Below are 22,771 nucleotides of genomic sequence, written 5' to 3'. Positions count from 1 at the left end.
CGATCGTCCGGCCGGGCACGGGGTTCCGGCCGGGGACAAGGGGACCGCGATGTACAACCCGCGCGACGGTTTCCCGCGCGTCGTGCCCGAACTCGTCTACGCGGACGTGGCCGCCGCGCTCGACTGGCTGTCCCGGGTGTTCGGCTTCCGGGAGACCCTGCGGCACACCCTGGACGACGGCCGGGTGAGCCACGCCGACATGGACACCGGCGGTGGGGTGATCATGCTGACCGGCGCGGGCGGCGAGCTGCGGAGCGTGGCCGACGACGGGCACGTGTGCAAGAAGGTCATCGTGTTCGTCGACGACGTCGACGGCCACTTCGCGGCGGTGCAGCGGGCCGGCGTCGCGACGCTGCACCGGCCCACGGACAAGCCGTGGGGCCTGCGGCAGTACATGGTGCGCGACCGCGAGGGTCACATGTGGGAGTTCAGCCAGCACGTGCGCGACGTCCCGGCCCGGGACTGGGGCGCGAGCGAGCGGCAGACAGGGAAGCGAGGCGGCCCGACATGATCGTCCGGCCCAAGATCGAGCAGTACGCCGCGGAGCACACGAGCCCGCCGTCACCGCTGCTGGCCGAGGTGGCCGCCGCCACCGAGTCGGCGACCGAGCGGCCGGAGATGATGGTCGGCGCGCTCGAGGGCGCGCTGCTGGCGATGCTGGTCGCGATGCAGCGTCCCCGGCGCATCCTGGAGATCGGCACGTTCACCGGCTACTCCGCCCTCAGCATGGCCGAGGCGATGCCGGCCGGCTGCCGGATCGTGACGCTGGAGGCCGACGCGCACCACGCCGCGCTGGCCCGCCGGCACTTCGCCGCCTCGCCGTACGCCGACCGCATCGAGCTGTGCGAGGGGCCCGCCCTGGACACGCTCGCCGGCCTCACCGGCCCGTTCGACCTGATGTTCTTCGACGCGGACAAGCGGTCCTACATCCGCTACCTCGACGCGGTGCTGCCCCTGCTCAGCGAGCACGGTGTCGTCGCCGTGGACAACGCGCTGCAGTTCGCCATCACCACCAACGCCGAGGACGCCGCGTCGATCAAGGCGTTCAACAGCCACGTGGCCGGCCGCGCCGACCTGGTCCAGGTGCTGCTGACCGTCCGGGCCGGACTGACGCTGATCCGCCGCGCCCCGGCCCGCTGAGCCCCGAGGCCGCGGGCCCGGCGCCGGCCGGTGGGTGGAAGATTGCGGCGCTCGACTAGCCCGGCACGGCCTGACAGCCTCGGCAGGCATGAAGTCACCGCACCGGGCGGCGGAACTCCCGCCCTCCTGCCCCTTCGATCCGGACCAGGCAGCGACGGTGTCGGACCCGTACCCGGGGTACCGGTGGCTGCGCGAGCAGGCGCCGGTGAGCTACCTCGCCAACCATGACCTGTGGGTGGTGTCCCGGTACGCCGACGTGGTCGAGGTGCTCAGCGACCCGTACAGGTTCTCGTCGCAGCTGGGCATGGGCGCGGTGCAGAGCCTGCACGCGCCCCAGTCGGTGGACTACCGGATCGGCGCCCCCGGCGTCCGGGTGCTGATCGCGACCGACCCGCCGGAGCACAGCCGGCTGCGGCGCGCCGTGCTGGCCCCGTTCGGGCGCTCCGCGATCGCCCGGCTGACCCCGCGCATCGAGCGGGTCGCGGCGGACCTGGTGGCCGACCTGGTGGCCAACGCGGAACGCGGCGACGCGGAGATCTACCGCGACCTCGCCGCTCCCCTGCCCGTGCTGGTGCTGGCCGAGCTGCTCGGCGTGCCCACCGGGATGCGCGACGAGTTCCGCGAGTGGGCGTCGGTGATCACCGACGATCTCGACGCCAACGGCGCCACCGACACCCGGCTGGGCCGCGGCTACGACATGTTCCGCTACTTCTACACCGAGATCCGCCGGCGCAAGCACGAACCCAGCGACGACCTGCTCAGCGTCGTCGCCGCCACCGACGCCGCCGGGCTCTCCGACCGCGAGGTGATGGCGTTCTGCGCCTTCCTGCTGGTCGCCGGCGTGGAGACCACCACGAACCTGTTCACCAACCTCATCGACACCCTGGTCCGCCGGCCCGAGGTGCGCCGCCGGCTCTGGGCCGCGCCCGAGCTGGCCGAGCCGGTGGTCGAGGAGGCCCTGCGGTACGACACGTCGGTGCAGGGGCTGTGGCGGGCCACGGTGGCCGACGACCGGCTGGGCGGGGTCGACCTGCCCGCCGGCGCGCGGCTGCTGGTGCTGTTCGGCTCGGCCAACCGCGACGACGAGACCTTCGCCGACGCCGACGCGTTCGACCTGGAACGCTCCCCGAACCCGCACCTCGCGTTCGGCTACGGCCACCACCGCTGCCTGGGCGCGGGACTGGCCAAGGTGGAGCTGGTCGCGGCGCTCCGGGCGCTGGTCACGGCCACCGGCGGCCTGGCGCCGCGCGGTAAGTTCGTCCGCCGCGACAGCCTGGTGCTGCGCGGCTTCTCGGCCCAGCCGGTGACGGTATGGCCGAGGTGAGGCGCGTCCCCGCGTCGGTGGCCCAGCGGCTGCTCTGGGTGCTCGAACAGTGGCGGGGCCGGCACGGATCCACGAACTGCCCGGTGGTGCTGCGCCTGCGCGGGCCGCTGGACACCGAGCGCCTCGGCGCCGGCCTGGCGGCGCTGCACGCCCGCCACGAGAGCCTGCGCACCACGTTCACCGGGCGCGGCGCCCGGCTGACCCAGCTCGTGCAGGAGCCCCGGCCGGTGCTGATGGAACGCCGGGACATCAGCTCGCCGGACCCGGCCGGCGCCCTGCGCGAGGCGGTCACCACCGAGGTGTTCCGGCCGGTCGACGCCGAGCAGTGGCCCACCCGGGTCACGCTGTTCCGGCTCGGCCCGGACGACCACGGCCTGTGCGTCAACCTGCACCACGCGGTGACCGACGGCGCCTCCTGCGGACTGATCGTGCGGGACCTGCAGTCGCTCACCGGCGGCGGCCCGGCGCTGCCCGCAGTGCGCTGGCAGTACGCCCAGTTCTGCGAGTGGCAGGAGAAATGGCTGGCCGGCGCGGAGATGGCCGCCGACCGGGCGTACTGGACGGGCCACCTGACCGGCGCCCGGGTCCCCCGGCTGCCGCTGCGGCCCACGCCGCCCGGGGCGCCGTGGGTCAGCGCGAGCGTCACCGACACGATCGACGCCGCCACGGTCTCCGCCCTGGGCCGGATCGCCCGGCAGCACCGCACCACCGTCGCGTCGGCCATGCTCGCCGTCTACTACCTGGTGCTGCGCGAGCTCACCGGCGACGACGACCTGGCGGTGGCCTCGTTCATGGCCAACCGGACCCGGCCCGAGCTGCAGGACACCGTCGGTCTGCTGGCCAACATGGCGGTGCTGCGCACCCGGATCGACGACCCGGCGGACTTCGGCGAGGTGCTGCGCCGCACCCACGCGACGGCGATGGACGCGTTCGTGCACCAGCGGATGCCGTACCAGCTGCTGCGCGGCGACATCCTGGCCGAGCACGACCGGCGGCCCGACGACGTCATGTTCCAGCTCGTGCCGCAGCTGCCGGCGCGCCTGCGGGTGGCCGGCGCGGAGGCCGAGATCGTGGTGGTGGACCAGCTGGGCAGCCGGTTCCAGTGCGAGTTCCAGCTGTACCCGCAGAACGGCGGGCTGCGCGTGGTGCTCTGCTACAACCGGGCCCGGCTCGACGACGCGGTGGCGACGCGGCTCGTCGGCGACTACGTCCGCACCGCGAAGGCGGCCGCGCAGCAGGAGGCCCGGTCACCGCGAGGGTGACCGGGCCTTCGTCCTGCGGCGGCGTCATCGGGGTTCCATACGCCCGACACGGGGCGATGCCGGCCCCTCGCCCGCGCCCTCCTTGATTCAGAAGCCCGGAACCCACCGGGTTCGGGCCGGCCCTCGCTGCCCGGGCGCTGCCGGGTCCCTCGCCGTCGCGCCCCGCCAGGTTCAGCCGGTCCTCGCTGCCGGACACTGCCGGATCCCTCGCCGGCGCGCCGGGGTCACCCAGCCGTTGCTGCCCGGGCGCTGCCGGGTCCCTCGCCGCCGCGCCCGCCAGGTTCAGCCGGTCTTCGGCGCCCGGCGCTGCCGGGCCCCTCGCCGGCGCTCCTCTACCGGCTTCAGATGCCCTCGACGTCCGAGCCGCGCATGCCGGTGAGGGTGAGGAAAACCGCCTCCAGCGACGGCTTGATGACGTTCACCGCCTCGACCCGGCCACCGCCCGCCGTCACCTGCGCGATCGCCGCGGGGATGTCCTCGCCGTCGATGACCTGGACCTTGCCGTCCACGGTCACCTCGATCCGGGCGCCGCCGTACTCGGTGATCAGGTCCTCGACCCGGCCGGCCGCGATGACCTCGCCCTCGTGGATCAGCACCACCGAGTCGCACACGGCCTCGATGTCGCGCAGCTGGTGGCTGGAGAACAGCACGCCCACGCCGGCCGTCCGGCGTCGCTCGACCGCGGCCAGCACCGCCGCGCGGGCGGCGACGTCCAGGGCGGCTGTCGGCTCGTCGAGCAGGAGCAGCCGCGGTGTCGCCATGAGCGCCGCGGCCACGTGGACCTGGCGCTGCTGCCCGATCGACATCTCCTTGGGCAGCTTGGTCAGCAGCGGTTCGATCTCGAGCTCGGCCGCCACCTCCGTGAGCATCCGCTCCGGGTCGGGCACCCCGGAGATGCGCCCGAAGAAGGTCAGGTTGGTCGCCACGTTCAGCCCCGGGTAGAGCTCGATCTCCTGGGTGGCGATCGAGATGGGTGACGTGCCCGGGGTGGCGCTCGCGGCGATCTGCACCTCGCCCGCGTCCGGCCTCAGCAACCCGGCGATGCACCGGGTGGCGGTGGTCTTACCGGCGCCGTTGCGGCCGATCAGGCCCACCACGGAACCCGAGGCGATGTCGAGGTCGAGGTTCTGCAGCGCGACCACGTCGCCATAGGACTTCCGCAGCCCGCGCACGCGCGCGGCCGGCTGACTGGAGGTGACGGCGACGGATCCCAAGGCTTTCTCCACACTCATGCGCTCTCCCGGCGGCTCACGAAGGGCGGCCCAGCGGTCTCGCCCATCCTGCCATCGAAGCCCGTATCGGTCGCCCACCGCGAGTGGCCAAGCGCGGACGGCCGCCCGGACGGGGCGGCGCCGCTGCTGTCCAAGTGAGTAAAGCCCACAGTCGACACCCCCCGGCGCAGCCGCCGGCGCGGGCCGCCAGTGGCCGATTTCCGCCCGGTCGCCGGTGGATATCGCGCTGCTTTCGACGGGGGTCCCACCATGGTAGGAATCGCCTATGACCAGTCTAGAGCAGCAAACCGCAGTGGAGCGGACGGCGGACGGAAAGTACCGAGCGGAAGTCACCGAGGACTGGAAGATGTGGGTTCCGGTCGGCGGTTATCTGAGCGCGATCGCGCTGCGCGCCGCCCAGGCGTCGAGCTCAATGTTCCGACCGGTCAGCATTACGACCCACTATCTGAGCGAGGCGACTTTCGGCCCGGCCGAACTCGAGGTCACGCCATTGCTCAAGACCGAGCGCGCCGATTCGCATCTGGTGAAGATGACGCAGAACGGCAAGGACATCCTCGTCGCGATGGTGTCGGGCGCGGCCACCGGGCACTGGAGCCCGAACGTGACCTGGCGGGAGGCGCCCCAGTCGCCGCGGCCGGAGGAGCTGGAGGACACCATCCTCGACGGCGACGTGGTCGAGCTGATGGGCGAGGAGCCGTTCTGGAAGAACATCGAGTTCCGAATGATCCGGGGACTCAACGGCCCGCACGACTACCCGAACGTCGACCACCTCACCCCGGAGCAGCAGAAGTACACGCCCCGCCGGGACGCGCACATCCGCGGCTGGCAGCGCATGCGCGGCGGCGAAGGCCTGACCGACCCGTGGGTCGACGCCGGCCGCTACCTGATCATTACCGCGGCGATGCAGTTCCCGGTGGTCGCCGACCCTTTCACTCCCCCACTGACGTTCATCGCACCCACGCTGAACCTCACCGTGGACTTCCACACCTTCCACCCCGAGGCGGGCTGGCTGCTCGCCGACGCCAACGGCACCTACGTGGGCGACGGCGTCCTCGGCGCCGACACGCGGCTGTGGACCGAGGCCGGCGAACTGCTCGTCACCGCCAATTCCCAGATGACCTACCACGATTTCTCGGAGCCCAAGGTCAACGAGGGCAAGGAGAAGAACTGGTTCGAACTGCGGGATTCCTGACCGATCCCTTCGACGGGCGCCGCCGGCGGGCGGCAGTGCCCGCTGCCATTCCCGCCGCTCGGTGCGGCGTGGCCGCGGGCATTGCCGCCCGCTGCTATTTTGCGCAGTGTCCACACCGTCCGCATCGCGTTTCCGGCAGCGCTAGAATGGCGCGTCCGACAGCGTTGAGCGAACAGGGGCGACAATGGGCATCTCCGAGTCAGCGAACCGGCCGACCGTAACGCCGAGAATCATCACCGACGACCCAGCGGGCGTCGCCGATTTCCTCCGTCGGGTCCTCGGCGCGGAGGGCGAGGCGGTGGGCGACCGCCCGGTCGAGCTGCGCCTCGGTGACTCGCTCGTGCTGGTCAGCGACGGCGGCGGCGTGCACACCACGACGCCTGCCTTCCTGCTGGTTCAGGTGGAGGACACCGACGCGGCCTTCGCCCGGGCGGTCGAGGCCGGAGCGACGGCCGAGGAGAGCCCCACGGACATGCCGTGGGGCGACCGGCGCGCGACGGTACGGGACAAGTGGGGGAACACGTGGCAGCTCACGACGTCGCGGTCGTGATCGGTCCTCGGGCCTGAGGGACAGTCGCCCACCCGCGGGCCCCGCCTCGGCCGAAGCGGGGGTCTTGCCGCCGCTCGGGCGCCTATGCCGGAACGATGGTCCGGGGTGGGGCCGGATGGCACGGAGCGCTGAGCACGGCCCCGGGAAGCCGCCGACACGGCTGAGTGGAGTCACCGACCCGGCCGGACGGGCGGCGCTGCGCAGGCCGCGCCGGTACGTCCGGCACGGCACGGCACGGCCGGCACAGCACGGCACGTCCGGCACGGCACGGCACGGCACGGCACGGTACGGCCAGCACGGCACCGCCGGCACGGCCGGCACGGCCAGCACGGCACGGCCAGCACGGCGCGACACGGCCGGCACAGCCAGCACGGCACAGCCAGCACGGCACGACACGGCCGGCACAGCCAGCACGGCGCGGCACGGCCAGCACGGCACCGCCGGCACAGCACGACACGGCCAGAACGGCACCGCACGGCCAGAACGGCACGCCGGCACGGCGAGCCTTCGCGGTGGGGATGCGGGAAGGAATGCATCGGCATCCCGCCGGGTCGGCATTGACCGCACGGAGAGCGGGCGGGATCGATGAAGCAGTGCGAAGTTCCGCTCGACGCCGTAGCGCAGCCGGCCCAAGCCCTTGATACCGGGCGCGTGTGAGGCCGGCGATCGGTGGGCAGCCGTCGAGCAGGTCGAGTGCACGACTGATGTCGCGCCCGCTGGCGCCCAAGCTGAGCATGGAGACCGGTGTGCCGCTGCCGTCGCGGATCGGGTGATGCTCGTAACCGCACCCGCCGCGGTGAACCGGCGCCGCCCGGTCATGCCTGAGCCGAAGCCGAGTTCCTGCGGCAGCTCTTCCCCGGCGAACGAGACCGAACCACCTTCGTCGCGCCGTGCCGCTCCGGGCTCACCGCCGCTGGCTCCGGGCGCCGGCTCCAGGCGCCGGCTCCAGGCGCCGGCGCCTTCCACGTCGGTGGGCGCCGGAAGCATGGCAGCGGCCGCCACCAGCGCCGGGAAATGGGCGGCCCGGATCCCACCCCGCTGTACAAGAGGATGGGATCGGGCGCCGCTCCGTCCTCAGCCCTGGAACGACACCGGCAGCGAGGCGATGCTGCGTACCGTCGTCGTCGGGAGCCGGACCGGCGTGCCGGTCATGCGCAGCGCCGGCGCGTCGTGCAGGGCCCGGACCAGTTCCCCGAGGGCGAGCTGGCCGAACAGCGACCCGACGCACGAGTGCGGACCCCAGCCGAAGCCGAGGTGCTTGTTCGGCTTGCGGTCGAGCACCAGCTCGTGCGGCCGCGGGAACTGATCCGGGTCGCGGTTGGCGGCGGCCAGCACGATGAACACCGGGTCGCCCTGCTGGATCGTCACGCCGCGGATCTCCGTCGTGCGGGTCGCGACCCGGCTGGTGGCCTGCGTCGGTCCGTCGTACCGGATGAACTCGTCGATGCCGGTGCTGAGCAGGTCCGGGTTGCGGAGCTCGGCGAAGACGTCCGGTCGTTCGATGAGCAGCCGGACCAGGTTGCCGGACGAGGCGTAGATGGTGCCGTAGCTGCCGATGAAGAGCAGGCCGACGCTGTTCTTGATGACCGGCAGGGGTACGCCCAGCTCGGCCGCGCGTTCCTTGAGGGTCAGCATCGTGCCGTGGGTGTCCTCGGCGTTGAGCCACATGTCGACGAGGGCGCCGAAGCCCTCCCGGATGCGGCGGCCCGCTTCGGCGTCGTTCTCGCCGAGGTCCGCGTCGAACTTGCGGGCCATGCCCTCGCCGATCGCCTTGAAGATCCGCGGGTCGGGCTGGCGCACGCCGAGGAACTCGGCCGTGATCGTGCCGGCGAGCGGCGCCGCCACCTCGACCATCCAGTCGAACGACGGCTCCGCCGCGACGTTGTCGAAGATCCGGTCGATGCAGGACCGGACGCTGCCGCCGATCTCCTTGAGGTCCTGGGAGTGGATCGAGCCGATGATGAGCCGGCGCAGCTCGCTCTGGCGCTCCGCCTCCAGGGTCTGGATGCTCGCGTCGGTGTCGCCGGAGACCTCGCCGACCCGGCGCGGGTCGCGGACGAACAGCTCGGCGTTCATGAGGACGTCGCGGCAGTCCTCGTAGCGCGTGATGATCCAGGCGCCCACCTTCTCGTGCCAGAACACCGGGTCCTTCTCCTGGAGTTCGGCGTACACCGGGAAGGGGTTCTCCAGCATGGCGGGGCTGAGCGGGTCGAATTCCGTGGCGGAGCTCATGGACGGTTGCCTTTCGGGGGTCGGCGGCGGCGGGTCAGCGGACCGAGACCTGCACCTGCGTCGGGCCGCGCCGGTTCAGCAGGGTGTTCCAGGTCGGCTCCTCGACCAGCGCGAGGTTCGGGAAGCGGCGGACCACCCGGCCGAAGGTCAGCTGGCCGTGCATCCGCGCGAGCGCGGCGCCGAAGCAGGTGTGGATGCCGCGGGCGAAGCAGAGGTGCTCGTTGGCGCGCGGCCGGCGCAGGTTGAGCTCGTCCGCGGTGGGTCCCCACTTGTCCGGGTCGTGGTTCGCGGACGCCAGCGACATCACGACCGCCGTGCCGGCGTTGATGGTGCGGCCGTGCAGCTCGATGTCCTCGAGCGGGTAGCGCCCGGTGATCTGCAGCGGCGCCTCGTAGCGGAGCAGCTCCTCGACCGCGTTGCGGTCGAGGTCGGGGTCGTCGCGGAGGTCGGCGGCCTGTTCCGGGTGCCGGGTGAGCTCGAGGATGCCGTACGCGAGGTGGCTGGCCGTCGGCTCCGGGGCGGAGACGTTCAGCAGCATGACGTGGTTGACCAGCTCCTCCTCGGTGAACCCGCCGGTGGTGACCGTGAGCAGCCGGGAGATGACGTCGTTGCCGGGGTTGGCGCGCTTGTGGGCGCACACGTCCCGCAGGTACGCCCGCATCTCGTCGCGGGAACGGACGATCGCGCTGGTGACCTCCGGGCTGGCCACCGGCTCCGTCAGGTTGACGATGTCCGACACCCAGGCGTGCACCTGGGCCCAGTCCTGCACCGGGATGCCGAGCAGCTCGCAGATGGCCTGGAACGGGATCGGGGTCGCGACGTCGCCGAGGAAGTCCGCCTGCCCCTTCTCCTCCAGCACGTCGAGGTGCTCGTCGATGAGCTGGGTGAGCCGCGGCCGGTACGCCTCGATGTGCGCGGGCGTGAGCCCCTTGGCCAGCTGCTGGCGCCACTTGGTGTGCTGCGGCGGGTCGCGGAACAGGATGACGGAGATGTCCTCGTACTCCAGGTCCTGCTCGGGTCCCAGCTTGAGGTTGCGGTGGTCGACGCTGAACCGGGCCCGGTCGTGCAGGAAGCGCTCGATGTCGTCGTACCGGGTCAGCAGCACCACACCGTCGGCGCCGATGATCTGGTGGCACGGGTCCTCGGCGCGCAGCTCCTTGAAGACCGGGTACGGGTTGGCGATGAACGCGGGGTCGAACGGGTTGTAGACGACGCTCATCGCAGTCCCGCCTTCTCGGAGTCGCGCGGCAGACCGGCCGCCGCGAGGTCGTCGGCGTACCGGATGACCTCGCTGCGCGGGTGGACCTGTTCGAGGGTGGGGATCAAACCCTTCGCGATCTCGGCCGTGATGTCCGGGTTGATGCGCAGGATCTGCTGGGTCAGCTCGCGGGCGTACGCCTTGTCGCCCTCGCGCTGGTGGAAGGCGGTCAGTCCGATCCGGACGAGGATGTTGTCCTCGTTCTCCCGGCGTACCTTCTCGAGCAGGTCCATCGCCTCGGTTTTGCGCCCGGCGCCGAGGTTGATGTACGCCAGGGCCATCAGCAGCCCGTGCGGCGGGCGGGGGTCCAGGCGCAGCGCCCGCTTGATCGAGCGGCTGGCCTCCAGGCGCTGCTTGCCCTGGGCCAGGGCCACTCCGCGCAGGGCGTGCGGCCAGGTCACGCAGGGGTCGAGGGCGATGGCCCGGTCCTCGTGCCGGACCGCCTGGCGCCAGTTGCCCCGGGAGATCTCGACGACGCCGAGGATGCCGTGGCAGACGCCGGCGTCCGGGTCGATCTGGACGCCCTTGGTGGCGAGCTCCTTGGCGTGGTCCAGGTGGCCCGGGGCGAGGCTCCAGCCCTGCGAGTGCTCCTGGGTGTACGTGCCCGCCAGCAGCCCGTACGCGCTGGCCAGCTGGGGGTCGTCGTCGATGGCGCTCTGGAACAGGGCCCGCGCCGCCAGCAGGTCTTTGTGGTGCAGCTGGCGCATGTGGTAGTAACCGCGCCACAGCGCCTCGACCGAGCGCAGCTTGGTCGGCGGCTTGGCGAAGCGTTCCAGCTCGGCCGACTCCAGCTCGAAGCCCACCGCCCCGAGGATCTTCTCGACGATCTCGACCTGAACCGCGTGGGTGTCGGTGAGCTCGGTCTCGAACGACTCCGACCACAGGGTCTTGCCCGGGTGGGCCTCGATGACCTCCGCGTGGATCCCGAGCCGGTCGCCGCTGCGCGACACCGAGCCGCGCAGGATGTACCGCACGCCGAGCTCGGTGCCGACCTTGGTGGGGTCGGGGTTGGTGCCCTTGTAGGAGAAGGCGGAGTCGGCGGAGATGACGAACACGGCCCGGCTGCTGCGCGCGAGGTTGTTCGTCAGGTCCTGCGTGACACCGTCCGTGAGGTACTCGTCGTCGGCGCTCTCGCTCTCGAACGGCAGCACGACGATGGACGGGCCTTTGTCGGGGGGTGCCGGATTCTTCGGCGGCCTGCTGATTCCCAGGGCGTCGACGACGAGGCCGCGAAGATAGGGGCGGACGTCCCACCGTGCTTTGGTCATGGCCTCACCCTCAGGGGTCGTCCGGGGGAGCAACCTCGTCCCCCGATGGGTTGCTCATGGGTATCGCAGCCCCTTCGCCGAACGCAACAGCGGCGACGTCCACGCGGCCGTCGACAATGGACGGCGGCGTACACCCTTGACAATCAACGGCCGCGGCCCCGGCCAGGGGCGACTGCGCGTTCGCCACAGTTGGCCGGTCCCCCGGGCAAGCCAAAATGATCATGGTGTGGCCGCCCGGTCGCTTGCGACTATTCCGAATTCCCTGATATCGAATTCCCTGTATCGGCAGAGAAGGAGAACGGGATGCCCGACGATGTCCGCACGGCCAGCCGTCCCCGCATCGACATAGAATCGGTGCGGCGACTGACTGAACTGGCTGACTACGTTATTCCCTTCGCAATTCGAGCTGTCTGCGATCTGGGCGTCGCCGATCACCTCGTCGACGGACCGTTGCCCGTGGCAGACCTCGCCAAGCGCTGTGACGCCGAGGCGGGGGCCCTGCTGCGCGTGATGCGTGCGGTCGCCAGCAAGGGAATCTTCACCGAGTGCGAGCCCGGGGTCTTCGCCCTGACCCCGCTGGCCCAGCCCTTGCGCACCGACCATCCGGTGTCGGTCCGCGACGCCTATCCGTTCCTGGTCGGCGATCTGCATGCGTGGGCGCGCTTCGACTACACCCTGCGCACCGGGCGCTCGTCCTTCGAGTACGTCCACGAGATGGGCTACTGGGAGTACATGGCCCAGCATCCCGAGGAGAGCAAGCGGTTCGACGGCTCCCAGGCCGCCGGCACCCGCCTCGAGGTGCGCACCCTGCTGTCGTCCTACGACAACTGGGCCGACGTCCACGAGGTCGTCGATCTCGGCGGCGGCAACGGGATGTTCCTGGCCGGCCTGCTGGCCCGGTACCGCCACATGCACGGCACCCTGTTCGACCAGCCGCACGTGGTGGCGAACGCGCCCAAGGTGTTCGAGGAGGCCGGGCTGACCGGTCGCTGCGACTTCGTGGGCGGCAGCTTCTTCGACGGCGTACCGCCCGGCGCCGACGCCTATCTGCTCAAGCGAGTGCTCTGGTCCTGGGTCGACGACAAGGCCCACGAGCTGCTCACCCGGGTCCGCGAGGCGATGCGCGACGACAGCAGGCTGCTGATCCACGAGCCGGTCGCCTACCCCGGCGACACCGACGAGGTCGGCAAGACGTACGACCTGATCCTGCTGGCCATGGGCGGCGGCTGCGCCCGGCCCGAGGAGGATCTGCGCGCGCTGCTCGAAGGCGCCGGGCTGCGGCTGAACCGGGTGATCCGGACGCCGATGTTCCCGCTGATCGAGGCCGTGCCCGCGACCTGAGCGCGCGGACGGCTCACGATGGAGGCCGGCTCGACCGAGGTCGAGCCGGCCTCCTTCGGTGTGTGTCTCAGCCGCGCAACGTCGACGGCAGGCCCGGGCGGCCGGGCCGGACGGTCGCGTGCAGGAAGTCCTCCACGAGGCGCAGGTACCCCGCGCAGTCGCTCCGGTGGACCTCGTGGCCGCTGTCGGAGAACTCGTACGCGGCGCAGTGCCCCGGCAGGAGCCGCCGGGTCAGCTGCCAGTCGCCGTCGCTGAGCATGCTGCCGCGACGCGGGTTGCCCCGCAGGACCAGGGCCGGCAGCTCCAGGCGGGCCAGGTGCGGCAGGAGCGGCCCGGCGCCCGCGCCGTCCTTGATGACGCTGAGGTAGACGTCCACGTCGGTGCCCCAGGCGTCGGCCAGCAGGCTCTCCCGGTCGGCGGGGTGCCAGCTGCGGCAGATCAGGTCCACCCAGCTGCGGGCGTACTCCCGGGAACCGCGCATCATGCGCAGGAAGTCCCGGACCACCGGCTGGTCCTCGGTGGCCGCCATGTCGGACGGCAGCTCCTCGAGCACCAGCCCGCTCAGCGCGGGCGGCACCCGGCCGCCGGAGGCGCCGGTCGCCAGGGTGAGCGCCACCGCGGCGCCCCAGCAGTGGCCGATGAGCAGCGGAGCCGGCAACCGCAGGGCGTCGATGAAATCGTGCAGATCGGCGGCGACCTCCGGCAGGCCGTAGGAACCGACCGGCGGTCTGACACTGGCCCCGCTGCCCCGCAGGTCCGGGGCGAGGACGTGCAGTCCCGCCGCGTGCAGCGCCGGCGCGACCCGCGACCACGTGGCCGAGGAGCTGCCGTTGCCGTGCACCAGGATCACGCTGGGGGCTTCGGGCCCGGCCGCCCAGCGGCGGTAGTGGAACCGGCCCGCGGGCAGCTCCACGTAACCGGACTGCCCCGCGTCAGCCGTCACTGGGCGGTGTCCTGCCGCGCCGCCCGCGCGCGGCCGCCGTTGGCGTGGACCATCGCCGCGATGCTGCGGATGTCGCGGAAATTGCCGGCGTAGAGCTCGGCGGGCGGGATCGGCGAACCGAGCTCGTCCTCGATGAAGCTCAGCAGCCGGGCCGTCTTGAACGAGTCGAGCACGCCCCAGGCCAGCAGCGGCGTCTCGTCGGTCAGCTCGCCGGCGGGGTCGCCGTCGAGGAACTCGGTGCGGATGAACCCCATCAGCTCGTCAGCCACCTGGCTCTCGGGCACGGTCACGCCCTCGTCTCCTCTCCGCCGGCCGGCCGGTGATGGCCGTTACCGGCGAGTGCCTTGCGGTCCACCTTGCCGTTGCCGGTGCGCGGAAGCCCGGCGACGAGGTGGAACCGGTCGGCGATCATGTACGGCGGGAGCCGCTCGGCGCTGTGCCGCTTGAGCGTCAGCACCCCGGGCGTCCGCCCCGCCACGGGCACCACGTACGCCTCCAGCCGGGCGTCCGTGCCCACCCCGGTCGCGACGACCGCGACCTCCTCGACATCGGGGTGGGCCGCGAGCGCCGACTCGACGTCACCCGGCTCCACCCGGTATCCCCGTACCTTCACCATCAGGTCCTTCCGGCCGACGTAGTCCAGAGCGCCGTCCGGCAGCACCCGGACGATGTCGCCCGTGGGGTAGGGCCCCCGCTGCCTGGCACGGCCCCAGTAGCCGAGCATCACCGTCGGGCCCTCGACCCACAACTCCCCTTCCTCCCCCACCCCTGCGCGGCCGCCGTCGGCGGTGACCGCCCACACGGTGTCGCCGCTGGCCGCCGCGCCGATCGGCGCCGGCCGGTCGCGGGCCAGGTCGGCCGGCCCGACCTCGTGGAAGGTGCACACGTTGGTCTCGGTCGGGCCGTAGAGGTTGAGCAGCCGGGCGCCGCTCCAGGCGGCCAGCCGGCGCACGTGGACGATGGGGAAGGGCTCGCCGGCGAAGAGCACGGCGCGCAGGGCGGGCGGCGCCGGCCGGTCCAGCAGGCCGCCCTCTCGGATCATCAGGGTGAGCGCCGAGGGAACCGAGTACCAGATGCTGATCCGCTGGGCGGCCAGCAGCTCGACCAGGTTCCGGGGCGCGTACGCGAGCTCGTTCGGGATGAGGTGCACCATGGCGCCACCGGCGAACGCCGCGTAGATGTCCAGGACCGACAGGTCGAAGGTGAGCCCGGCGTGGTTGGCGAACCGGTCCTGCGGCACCACGGCCAGCTCCGCCGCCGCCCAGCGCACGAACGCCAGGGCGTTGCGATGGCTGATGCACACGCCCTTCGGCACCCCGGTGGAGCCGGAGGTGTAGAGGATGTAGGCCAGGTCATCGGGGCCGGCCGGCTCGTTGACCGGCTCCGCGTCGGCCGGCAGGGCCTCGGCGAGGTCCAGCCGGGGAACCTCCGGCTCCGCGCCGTCGCCGTCCGCCGGTGGCCGCGATCCGGTCACGCACACCAGCCGGGCGGCGCAGTCCCGCACCACGGCCGCGGCCCGGGCGTCCGGGGTGGCCGGGTCGACGGGGACGTAGGCGGCGCCCAGGCGCAGCACCGCCTGCATGGCGGCGACCACGTCCGGCGACTTCTCGGCCCGGATGACCACCCGGTCGCCGCGGATGACGCCGGCCGCGCGCATCCGGGCGGCGAGGGCGTTGGCTCGGCGGTCGAGCTCGGCGTAGCTCAGCACGCCGGCCGCGCCGGACACCGCCGGCCGGTCCGGATACCGCGCCGCCGCGTCGATGGCGAGCTGGTGCAGCGTCATAGCCCGGCTCGGTTGACGATGATCTCGCGCTGGATGTCGCTGGTGCCGGAGAAGATGACGCTGGGCACCGAGTCGCGCAGCTGGGCCTCGACGCCCGCGCCGGCCAGGTAGCCCGAGCCGCCGAAGACGTGCACGGCGTCCAGGCTGTTGGCCACCGTCGCGTCCGACACGGCGAGCTTGGCCATCGCCGTCGCCGCGGGGTCGGGCCGGCCCTGGTCGAGCAGCCAGCAGGCGCGGTAGAGCAGCAGCCGGGCGGCCTCCAGCCGCTGGATCATCGTGGCGATCCGGTGCGACACCGCCTGGAACGCGCCGATGGGGCGGCCGAACTGCCGCCGCTGCTTGGCGTGGGCCACGCAGCTGTCCACCTGCCGGCGCATCTGGCCCAGGTAGACGGCGGGCAGACAGCTGCGCTCCCAGGCCATGGAGTGCTGGAAGATCGCGCTGCCCTGCCCCTCGGCGCCGAGCCGGTACCGGGCCGGCACCCGGCACTCGCGGAACTCCACCCGGCCGGCCGGACAGGCGTGCAGGCCCATCTTGGCGAACGGCTCGCCGACGGTGACGCCCGGCAGATTCCGGGGCACCGCCAGCGCGGTCTGGCCCAGGAAACCGGAATCGGCGTCGGACGTGCCGTAAACGACCAGGACGTCGGCGACCGGGGCGTTGCTGGCGTACGACTTCGCGCCGTTCACGACGTAGTCGTCGCCGTCGCGAACGACCGTGGTGCGCAGCGTGCCGATGTCCGAGCCGGCTTCGTCCTCGGTCATGGCATTGGCCGCGATCAGTGCGCCGTTCGCCATTCCCGCGAGCAGTTCGCCGCGCACCGGGCCGGCGCCGAAATCGCGTACCGGCACCGCGCAGGCCAGCAGATGGGCGGCGACGGAGAAGGCCAGGCCGGTGTCGGCTCCGCCCTCGGTGAACGCCTCGAGGCACAGCGCCGTGTCCAGGGCGCCCAGCCCGCCCCCGCCGTCCTCGGCCGGCAGGCACAGGCCGGTCATCCCGAGGCGTGCGGCGGCGGCCCACTGCGCACAGGTGAACGGGGCGAACTGTCCCTCGCTGCGGACGTCCGGCGACTGCGCGCGAACACCGGCGAGCACTTCGTCGAAACGCTTGCGCTGCGCCTCGCTGAGATCGAACTCCATACGCACACCATCTCGTCCGGGCGGAAAAGGGCATGGTCGGCGACGCGGCCGTTGGCAATGTGACACAGCGGCAACCGGCTGTCGAGCGCGTCAATTCCTCACCCGGTGGGCGAAAGGCCCGCGGGCTCTGCCCCGATGGGGGGAAATGCCCCTGCTATCGGCGCACTGGTCCGTGTTCGGCCGGATTGCCACCCGTACACAACGGACTCTTCGGTAGATCAACCGACATGCCGTCGGTATCGCTGAATACATCGGATGCGGCCCATTACCTCGCCACCGTGCTGCCCGCCACACCGTTGCGTCGACCAGCCGACAGTTGCCGCGCCCTATCGCGCCGGCCGGGCCCGGACGGGCGGCCCACGACGGCCCCGCCGGCGAGGTCCTGACCGATTTCGCCAACCACCCGGTCGGGGCGCGGGCCGGGCCCGCGAGCGGCCGGCCAGGCCCGGCCGGCCCGCGGCCCCCGGCTCCACCGCTCGTCGCTCCAATGATCGACGATCATGATCGCGCAGATGCGCAATCCCGCACTCATTTAATCCTCAACTAAAGTAGTCGGCACGCTCACCGAAAAGATCACGGCAGCCGTTATCGAGATCTTGGTGTCCAACTTGGACATCCCTTTGAAACGATCACCGACAGAGATCGAACTGGCGGTTGACAAACCCTTCACCACGGAGAATGTTAAGGACACCCGCTAGGGCAGGGGTTATACACCATGGCAACGGGGGGAAACACACGATGGCTACCTGCGTGGATGAAGAACCACCATTTCGCGGCTCGGTGCTCGTGGCGACTTCGGCACCGGCGCGGCTGATCGGGGAGACCGCAAGCCTTCCCATCGAGCATTTGTTGCCCGCCGATTCCCCGCGACTGCAAGGCGAGGATCTGGAGCATATCCGCTCGCTCGCGGAATTCACCGACGAGTTGCCGCCCATTCTTGTGCACCGGCCGACCATGCGTGTCATCGACGGCATGCACCGCCTCAAGGCGGCGATCCTGCGCGGCGAACGCACCATCGAGGCGACGTTCTACGACGGCGACGACGCCGAGGCCTTCGTGATGGCGGTCAAGGCCAACGTCAAGCACGGCCTGCCGCTCTCGCTGTCGGACCGCAAGGCCGCCGCGGCGCGCATCGTGCAGTCCAGCCCGCACTGGTCCGACCGCGCCATCGCCGAGGTGTCGGGGCTCTCCGCGAAGACGGTCGGGGCCATCCGCTCCGACTCCCTGTCCGAAGTTCCCGAGGTCTACCACCGGATCGGCCGCGACGGCCGGGTCCGCCCGCTCAGCACGGTGGACGGCCGGCGCTTCGCCAGCGAGCTGATCACCCTCAACCCGGAGTCCTCCTCGCGGGAGATCGCCCGTAAGGCCGGCATCTCCCCCAGCACGGTCCGCGACGTTCGCGACCGGCTGCGCCGCGGTGAGGACCCGGTGCCGACCCGCCGGCGCGCGGGCAGCCACACCGAGCGGCACACGCGTGAGCGCAAGCTCCAGGAATACATCAAGGCGGAACAGTTCCCGTCGCTGCGGTGCCGTGACGAGATCCTGCAGAATCTGAGCCGGGATCCGGCCATCCGCATGACCGAACACGGCCGCGCCATGTTGCGCTGGTTGCATTCGGAGAGCAAGCAGGTCGAGAAGGACTGGGGTTCGCTGGCCACCCGCCTGCCCGATCACTGCATGTGCCTGGTCGCCGATCTGGCCTGCTCGATCGCCGAGGCCTGGCTCGAATTCGCCAGCGAAATGCGCAGCCGCGACGCTCTCGAACAGTGCTGACGGCCACCGGGAGCGGAATCCGGCGGCCCCGGCGATGACCGAGGCACACGAGCCCGGCCCGGACCGGCTGTGGGGCGAGTCCTGGTATTTCGACTTCGCGGCCATGGACGGTTCCGTGGGCGGCTTCGTGCGCGTCGGGGACTATCCGCGGCTCGGCCGGCGCTCGTTCTGGGCCTATCTCACGACCGGTCCGCGGGCGGTCGGCTGCACCGTCGAACGCCCGCTGTCCGGCGACCGTGGCGCGCCGTGGGGGACGGCCGATCCGTCCCTCCGGTTCCTGGTCGAGCCCTCCGCCGGCGGCTGGCACCTCGCCGCGGACGGCGCCGAATTCGCCCTGGACCTCACGTGGCGCGCGCAGACCGCCGGATACGCCTACGAGCGCGGCAAGCGGCTCGAGCAGCCGGGCTGGGCCGTCGGGACGGTCCGCGTCGACGGCGCCTGCCTGCCGGTCAACGGGCCGGGCCAGCGGGACCAGTCGTGGGGCATCCGCGACTGGGGACGGCTGGGCTGGAGCTGGTGCGCCGGCTGGCTCTCCGACGGCACCCGCTACCAGGCCACCCTGCTGGACGCGCGGGGCCGCATCCCGCCCGACGGCTACCTGCTGGCCCCCGGGGGGCCGCCCGAGCCCGTACAGGACGTCGCGGTCGAGGCGCACGCGATGCGGATCAACGACACCCTGCTGGAGTTCACCGACGTCGGGCACGTCACTGTGGACCTGCCGGCCTCCGCCGGCGGGCCGAGCCGGCTGGTCCGGGCCATGACGCTCGTCCGGGCCGGCGGGACCCTGCACGGCGTCGGCTGGCGGGAACGCAACGTGCCCGTGCGCGGATCCCGCTGAGCGCCCCGCGCCGGCCGGCCCCGCGCCGTGTCTGACTGACAACTTTCCCCAGTCGCGCGCCCATCTTCCGTGGTTGCGCGGGGACCGGCCCGGTGGCGAGGATTCGGGACGACGCCTGCTGCGCAGCCGCATTCCAAGGCACCGCGCAGCACACCGGACTGCCGTTGAGGGGATCATGACGAAGCCGCGAGTACTGGCGATTGCCGGCCACGAAGCACGCATCATGAGGACCGATCCGTGGGTCGTGGTGATCCTCATCATCATCCCGGGCCTGCTGCTGGCGTTCTTCTCCGACGGCCTGGTGGGCGGGCCGGCGCAGGCGGTCCCCGGCATGGCGGCGCTGTTCGGCTTCTTCGGGCTGTCGGCCATCGGCATCGCCTTCTACCGCGACCACAGCTGGATGACCTGGGACCGCCTGCGGGCCAGCGGCACCCGGCCGATCGACGTCGTGGTGGGCAAGCTCATCCCGCTGTCCGTGGTCTTCCTGGCCCAGTACGCCCTGCTCTTCCCGCTGAGCTGGATCATCTTCGACCTGGACTTCCACGGCAGCATCCTGGGCGTCGCCCTGGTGGCGATCGCGCTGGTCGCGGTCGAGGTCGGCTTCGGGCTGCTGCTGACGGTGGTGTGCTCGGGCATCAACCAGCTCAACGCCCTGATCAGCATCGCGGCGCTGCTGCTGGTCGGCGTCGGCGGCGCGCTGTCGCCGGTGGGATCGTTCCCGGGCTGGGTGCAGGCGATCGCGCCGGCCTCGCCGGTGTACTGGTCCTTCAAGGGCTTCCAGCGGGTCATCGTGGACAACGGCAGCGTGGGTGACGTGTTGCGGCCGGTGGGCATCCTGCTGGCCATGGCCGTGGGCTGCTTCGTCCTCTCCGCCGTCCTGTACGACCACGAGAAGCGCAAGAGCTTCTTCGCCTGACGCCGCCTCCCCCGTACGCCTGGACCTCACGACGAGCGGTTAATTTCCGGTCCGCCCCGCGATACGCTGACCGTCCGTCGGCCGTGCCGGGCGAGAAGGAGACGCGTGAGCGACAACGTCCCGACCCCGAAAGAGTTCGAAGACACCGTCCGCCGCGTCGCGCGTGCCCTCTGGCCGAGCGCCGCCCGGGGCGGCGCCGAGATGGTCAACAACCGCGAGGTCGACGGCGTCTTCCGCACCGACGAAGTCATCCACATGGTCGAGGCGACCATGAACGAGAAGGTCGACAAGGCCCGTCAGGACGGCCCCAAGCTGCGGGACCACCTGAAGAGGAACAGGTCGGGACGGGGCCTGTTCGCCAAGGCGTGGTTCGTCACCTACAAGGATCCCACCGCCCATCAGCGGGAGGTGCTCCACAAGGAGTTCGACCCCAACATCGAGGTCATCTCCTTCGAGCGGTTCCGCGCCAAGCTGGTCGACGCCCGGGAGTACCTGGAACTGCGCGACAAGGTCGACTGGGGAAGCGCGTCGAACCCGCAGAGCCAGAGCAAGACCAAGCTGCTGCCGTACGTCCCGCTGACGATCGAACCGGTGCTCGACGAGGCCAGCCGCGACGGGCGCCGCACGCGGGTGAACTCGCGCCCGGCCCTGCCCGGCACGCTGAACGTCGAGCAGGTGGTGGCCCTGGTCGAGAAGGGCGAGCGGGTCGCGCTGCTGGGCGACTACGGCGCCGGCAAGAGCATGACGATGCGCGAGCTGCACGCCCACCTGGGCCGGCGCTACCTGTCCGGCGCGTCGCTGCGGTTCCCGATCACGCTGAGCCTGCGCAAGCACTACGGCCAGGACGATCCCGACGAGGCCATCCACCGCCACGCCAAGTACATCGGCTACGACCACCCGAACAAGCTGGTCCGGGCCTGGCGGGCCGGGTACGTCCACGTGCTGCTGGACGGGTTCGACGAGCTGGCCGCCCCCGGCTGGAGCGGGAGCCTGGACCACCTGCGCGAGAACCGGCGCGAGGCGACCCGGCTGATCGCCGAGTTCGCCACCAACACCTCCGAGGAGGCCGGCGTCGTGGTGGCCGGTCGCCGGTTCTACTTCGACTCCCTCCAGGAGATGAGCGGCAGCCTGTTCGACCAGCGCGACCACGTCCGGCTGGCGCTCAACAGCTTCACCGATGCGCAGACCCGGCTGTTCCTCGAGTACTTCAAGAAGTGGGACTACGCGCTGCCGGTGTGGCTGCCGACCCGGCCGCTGCTGCTCGGTCACCTGGCCGCCGAGGAGCTGCTCGACGACATCGCCCGGCAGGCGCCCTCGTCGCGGGCCGAGGGCTGGGACTGGCTGCTGGACCGGGTCAGCGACCGCGAGGCGTTCATCAAGCAGGGCATCGACGGATCCGCCGTGCGCGCCGTCATCGAGAACCTGGCCAGCATCGCGCGCGGCACGCTCAACGGCGTCGGGCCGGTGACCCCGTTCGACATCGCGAACGCGTTCACCGAGGTGCGGCACAAGCAACCCAGCGACAAGGACCTCACCCTGCTGCAGCGCCTGCCGGGCCTCGGCGGCGAGGAGGAGGACCTCGAGAACGGCACGCGACGGTTCGTCGACGTCGATCTGGCCAGCGCAGCGCAGGCCGCCCACGTGTCCCAGTTCATCCGCAACCCCTTCGCCGACAACGCCCACCGGCGGGCCCACGAGTGGACCTCGTCGATGGAGCCGCTCGGCGTCGAGGTCGCCGCCCACCAGACGGCGGAGGTCGAGGACGGTCAGCTCAAGTCGGCGCTCAGCGCGGCGTTGCGGGCCGACTGCGACGAGCTGGCGGCCGACATCGTCCGGGTCGCCTCCATCAACGGGATCGACATCTCCCGCTCGCCGAGCGGTCCGTTGACCATCTCGGAAGCCATCATCCCCAGCTTCGACATCGGCGAGGACGGCCCCGACCTGTCCGGCGTCTCGTTCAGCCACTGCATCTTCCTGGAGCTCACCGTCTCCGGGGACCTGGCCACCGACCGCATCCCGTTCTTCAGCGAGTGCAGCTTCGAGTCGGTGCTGGGCCGGCTGGGCCCGTCCGATCTGCCGGGGTCGCGCTTCTCCGACTGCGAGTTCAACGACTTCCCCGACAGCGGCGACAGCAACGCCGCGATCCTCGACTCCTCGAGCCTGCGACCGGGCACGCGCGTGGTCATGATCCTGCTCCGCAAGCTCTACCTGCAACGCGGCAGCGGACGCCGGGACAGCGCCCTGCCCCGCGGCATGAAGACCGCCGACGCCCGCCTGGTGCAGCCGGCGCTGCGCCTGCTCGAACGCGAGAACCTCGTGTTCCGTTCCCGGGTCGGAAAATCACTCATCTGGCTGCCCGACCGCAGTTCGGGGCCCCGGGTCCGGGCCTTTCTCCTGTCGCCGCGGGCCGGGGACGACCCGCTCGTCGAGGCGAGCGCGGCCATCACCGGCTGACACCGGCTGCCATTTATCGCATGGCTCGAACAATGCCGGCACAAGCCGGCCGGGCCCGGAAGAACACGCGCACAAGAAGGCGCCTTCCGCAGTCCTGTGACCGACTGCGAAAGGCGCGAGAACGCA

Annotated in this window: 19 protein-coding genes; 11 read left to right on the top strand and 8 right to left on the bottom strand. The window is 71.6% G+C overall.

Annotated elements, in window-relative coordinates; genetic code table 11:
* The first annotated feature begins 49 nt into the window (after positions 1-49).
* From Ani05nite_RS26215 to Ani05nite_RS26200, 4 genes are all read left to right on the top strand, one after another.
* Positions 50-511, top strand: a complete 462-nt coding sequence (locus tag Ani05nite_RS26215) for a VOC family protein (protein WP_203772533.1) — start codon at positions 50-52, stop codon at positions 509-511.
* The gene (locus Ani05nite_RS26210; protein WP_203772531.1) at positions 508-1,140 is read left to right on the top strand and encodes an O-methyltransferase; all 633 of its coding nucleotides are present in this window, start codon (positions 508-510) and stop codon (positions 1,138-1,140) included. Before Ani05nite_RS26215 ends, Ani05nite_RS26210 begins: the two co-directional genes overlap by 4 nt.
* A gap of 88 nt (positions 1,141-1,228) precedes the next feature.
* On the top strand, positions 1,229-2,464 hold the full coding sequence (locus Ani05nite_RS26205) for a cytochrome P450 (protein WP_203772529.1): 1,236 nt from the start codon (positions 1,229-1,231) through the stop codon (positions 2,462-2,464).
* Complete coding sequence (locus Ani05nite_RS26200; RefSeq protein WP_203772527.1) at positions 2,452-3,726, top strand: condensation domain-containing protein; 1,275 nt, start codon at positions 2,452-2,454, stop codon at positions 3,724-3,726. Before Ani05nite_RS26205 ends, Ani05nite_RS26200 begins: the two co-directional genes overlap by 13 nt.
* A 341-nt stretch (positions 3,727-4,067) precedes the next feature.
* Here the strand turns inward: Ani05nite_RS26200 and Ani05nite_RS26195 are convergent, their stop codons facing one another.
* The gene (locus tag Ani05nite_RS26195; RefSeq protein ID WP_203772525.1) at positions 4,068-4,958 is read right to left on the bottom strand and encodes an ABC transporter ATP-binding protein; all 891 of its coding nucleotides are present in this window, start codon (positions 4,956-4,958) and stop codon (positions 4,068-4,070) included.
* Positions 4,959-5,250: 292 nt separating this feature from the next.
* Between Ani05nite_RS26195 and Ani05nite_RS26190 the strand changes: the two genes are divergently transcribed.
* Both Ani05nite_RS26190 and Ani05nite_RS26185 read left to right on the top strand, forming a co-directional pair.
* Entirely contained in the window at positions 5,251-6,150 is a 900-nt protein-coding gene (locus tag Ani05nite_RS26190) for a thioesterase family protein (protein WP_203772523.1), read from the top strand.
* 184 nt (positions 6,151-6,334) lie between these two features.
* Positions 6,335-6,700 carry a VOC family protein gene (locus tag Ani05nite_RS26185; protein WP_203772521.1) on the top strand — a complete coding sequence of 122 codons (366 nt, stop codon included), beginning with the start codon at positions 6,335-6,337 and terminating at the stop codon, positions 6,698-6,700.
* Between the two features lie 1,074 nt (positions 6,701-7,774).
* On the opposite strand, the gene Ani05nite_RS26180 is transcribed toward Ani05nite_RS26185, so the two are convergent.
* The 3 genes from Ani05nite_RS26180 to Ani05nite_RS26170 are packed head-to-tail and all read right to left on the bottom strand — an operon-like array spanning position 7,775 to position 11,458.
* Positions 7,775-8,932, bottom strand: a complete 1,158-nt coding sequence (locus Ani05nite_RS26180; RefSeq protein WP_203772519.1) for a cytochrome P450 — start codon at positions 8,930-8,932, stop codon at positions 7,775-7,777.
* A gap of 34 nt (positions 8,933-8,966) precedes the next feature.
* Entirely contained in the window at positions 8,967-10,151 is a 1,185-nt protein-coding gene (locus tag Ani05nite_RS26175; protein WP_203772517.1) for a cytochrome P450, read from the bottom strand.
* Positions 10,148-11,458 carry a hypothetical protein gene (locus Ani05nite_RS26170; protein WP_203772515.1) on the bottom strand — a complete coding sequence of 437 codons (1,311 nt, stop codon included), beginning with the start codon at positions 11,456-11,458 and terminating at the stop codon, positions 10,148-10,150. Before Ani05nite_RS26170 ends, Ani05nite_RS26175 begins: the two co-directional genes overlap by 4 nt.
* A gap of 303 nt (positions 11,459-11,761) precedes the next feature.
* On the opposite strand from Ani05nite_RS26170, the gene Ani05nite_RS26165 reads away from it, so the two are divergent.
* Positions 11,762-12,799, top strand: a complete 1,038-nt coding sequence (locus tag Ani05nite_RS26165; RefSeq protein ID WP_203772513.1) for a methyltransferase — start codon at positions 11,762-11,764, stop codon at positions 12,797-12,799.
* Between the two features lie 67 nt (positions 12,800-12,866).
* Here Ani05nite_RS26165 and Ani05nite_RS26160 read toward each other — a convergent pair whose 3' ends face one another.
* Genes Ani05nite_RS26160 through Ani05nite_RS26145 form a run of 4 tightly spaced genes read right to left on the bottom strand, consistent with a single transcriptional unit; the run spans position 12,867 to position 16,664 of the window.
* On the bottom strand, positions 12,867-13,742 hold the full coding sequence (locus tag Ani05nite_RS26160; protein WP_203772511.1) for an alpha/beta fold hydrolase: 876 nt from the start codon (positions 13,740-13,742) through the stop codon (positions 12,867-12,869).
* Positions 13,739-14,032: an acyl carrier protein gene (locus Ani05nite_RS26155; RefSeq protein WP_203772509.1), complete on the bottom strand. Its 294-nt coding sequence runs from the start codon at positions 14,030-14,032 to the stop codon at positions 13,739-13,741. The genes Ani05nite_RS26160 and Ani05nite_RS26155 overlap by 4 nt, the downstream gene beginning before the upstream one ends.
* Positions 14,029-15,525 carry an amino acid adenylation domain-containing protein gene (locus Ani05nite_RS26150; RefSeq protein WP_203772507.1) on the bottom strand — a complete coding sequence of 499 codons (1,497 nt, stop codon included), beginning with the start codon at positions 15,523-15,525 and terminating at the stop codon, positions 14,029-14,031. Before Ani05nite_RS26150 ends, Ani05nite_RS26155 begins: the two co-directional genes overlap by 4 nt.
* On the bottom strand, positions 15,522-16,664 hold the full coding sequence (locus tag Ani05nite_RS26145) for an acyl-CoA dehydrogenase family protein (protein ID WP_203772505.1): 1,143 nt from the start codon (positions 16,662-16,664) through the stop codon (positions 15,522-15,524). The genes Ani05nite_RS26150 and Ani05nite_RS26145 overlap by 4 nt, the downstream gene beginning before the upstream one ends.
* 750 nt (positions 16,665-17,414) lie before the next feature.
* Here Ani05nite_RS26145 and Ani05nite_RS26140 point away from each other — a divergent pair.
* The 4 genes from Ani05nite_RS26140 to Ani05nite_RS26125 all read left to right on the top strand — a co-directional run bounded on the left by Ani05nite_RS26140 (position 17,415) and on the right by Ani05nite_RS26125 (position 22,645).
* A complete protein-coding gene (locus tag Ani05nite_RS26140) occupies positions 17,415-18,437 on the top strand; it encodes a ParB/RepB/Spo0J family partition protein (RefSeq protein ID WP_203772503.1) in 1,023 nt (340 codons plus the stop codon).
* Between the two features lie 34 nt (positions 18,438-18,471).
* A complete protein-coding gene (locus Ani05nite_RS26135) occupies positions 18,472-19,275 on the top strand; it encodes a DUF7064 domain-containing protein (protein ID WP_203772501.1) in 804 nt (267 codons plus the stop codon).
* A gap of 223 nt (positions 19,276-19,498) precedes the next feature.
* Positions 19,499-20,191, top strand: coding sequence for an ABC transporter permease (locus tag Ani05nite_RS26130; protein WP_203772499.1), 693 nt, complete (start codon positions 19,499-19,501; stop codon positions 20,189-20,191).
* Between the two features lie 105 nt (positions 20,192-20,296).
* On the top strand, positions 20,297-22,645 hold the full coding sequence (locus Ani05nite_RS26125; protein WP_203772497.1) for an NACHT domain-containing protein: 2,349 nt from the start codon (positions 20,297-20,299) through the stop codon (positions 22,643-22,645).
* The last annotated feature ends 126 nt before the right edge of the window (positions 22,646-22,771 follow it).

It is taken from the genome of Actinoplanes nipponensis (genome assembly GCF_016862275.1).
Lineage (GTDB): Bacteria > Actinomycetota > Actinomycetes > Mycobacteriales > Micromonosporaceae > Actinoplanes > Actinoplanes nipponensis.
This window is presented reverse-complemented; position numbering and strand designations above follow the sequence as displayed.

What these genes read in the sequence shown, in the direction of transcription:
- Ani05nite_RS26185 (WP_203772521.1), top strand. Translation starts at nt 6,335, where the DNA reads ATGGGCATCTCCGAGTCAGCGAACCGGCCGACCGTAACGCCGAGAATC.
- Ani05nite_RS26200 (WP_203772527.1), top strand. Translation starts at nt 2,452, where the DNA reads ATGGCCGAGGTGAGGCGCGTCCCCGCGTCGGTGGCCCAGCGGCTGCTC.
- Ani05nite_RS26135 (WP_203772501.1), top strand. Translation starts at nt 18,472, where the DNA reads ATGACCGAGGCACACGAGCCCGGCCCGGACCGGCTGTGGGGCGAGTCC.
- Ani05nite_RS26170 (WP_203772515.1), bottom strand. Translation starts at nt 11,458, where the DNA reads ATGACCAAAGCACGGTGGGACGTCCGCCCCTATCTTCGCGGCCTCGTC.
- Ani05nite_RS26150 (WP_203772507.1), bottom strand. Translation starts at nt 15,525, where the DNA reads ATGACGCTGCACCAGCTCGCCATCGACGCGGCGGCGCGGTATCCGGAC.
- Ani05nite_RS26210 (WP_203772531.1), top strand. Translation starts at nt 508, where the DNA reads ATGATCGTCCGGCCCAAGATCGAGCAGTACGCCGCGGAGCACACGAGC.
- Ani05nite_RS26130 (WP_203772499.1), top strand. Translation starts at nt 19,499, where the DNA reads ATGAGGACCGATCCGTGGGTCGTGGTGATCCTCATCATCATCCCGGGC.
- Ani05nite_RS26180 (WP_203772519.1), bottom strand. Translation starts at nt 8,932, where the DNA reads ATGAGCTCCGCCACGGAATTCGACCCGCTCAGCCCCGCCATGCTGGAG.
- Ani05nite_RS26195 (WP_203772525.1), bottom strand. Translation starts at nt 4,958, where the DNA reads ATGAGTGTGGAGAAAGCCTTGGGATCCGTCGCCGTCACCTCCAGTCAG.
- Ani05nite_RS26215 (WP_203772533.1), top strand. Translation starts at nt 50, where the DNA reads ATGTACAACCCGCGCGACGGTTTCCCGCGCGTCGTGCCCGAACTCGTC.
- Ani05nite_RS26165 (WP_203772513.1), top strand. Translation starts at nt 11,762, where the DNA reads ATGCCCGACGATGTCCGCACGGCCAGCCGTCCCCGCATCGACATAGAA.
- Ani05nite_RS26175 (WP_203772517.1), bottom strand. Translation starts at nt 10,151, where the DNA reads ATGAGCGTCGTCTACAACCCGTTCGACCCCGCGTTCATCGCCAACCCG.
- Ani05nite_RS26205 (WP_203772529.1), top strand. Translation starts at nt 1,229, where the DNA reads ATGAAGTCACCGCACCGGGCGGCGGAACTCCCGCCCTCCTGCCCCTTC.
- Ani05nite_RS26145 (WP_203772505.1), bottom strand. Translation starts at nt 16,664, where the DNA reads ATGGAGTTCGATCTCAGCGAGGCGCAGCGCAAGCGTTTCGACGAAGTG.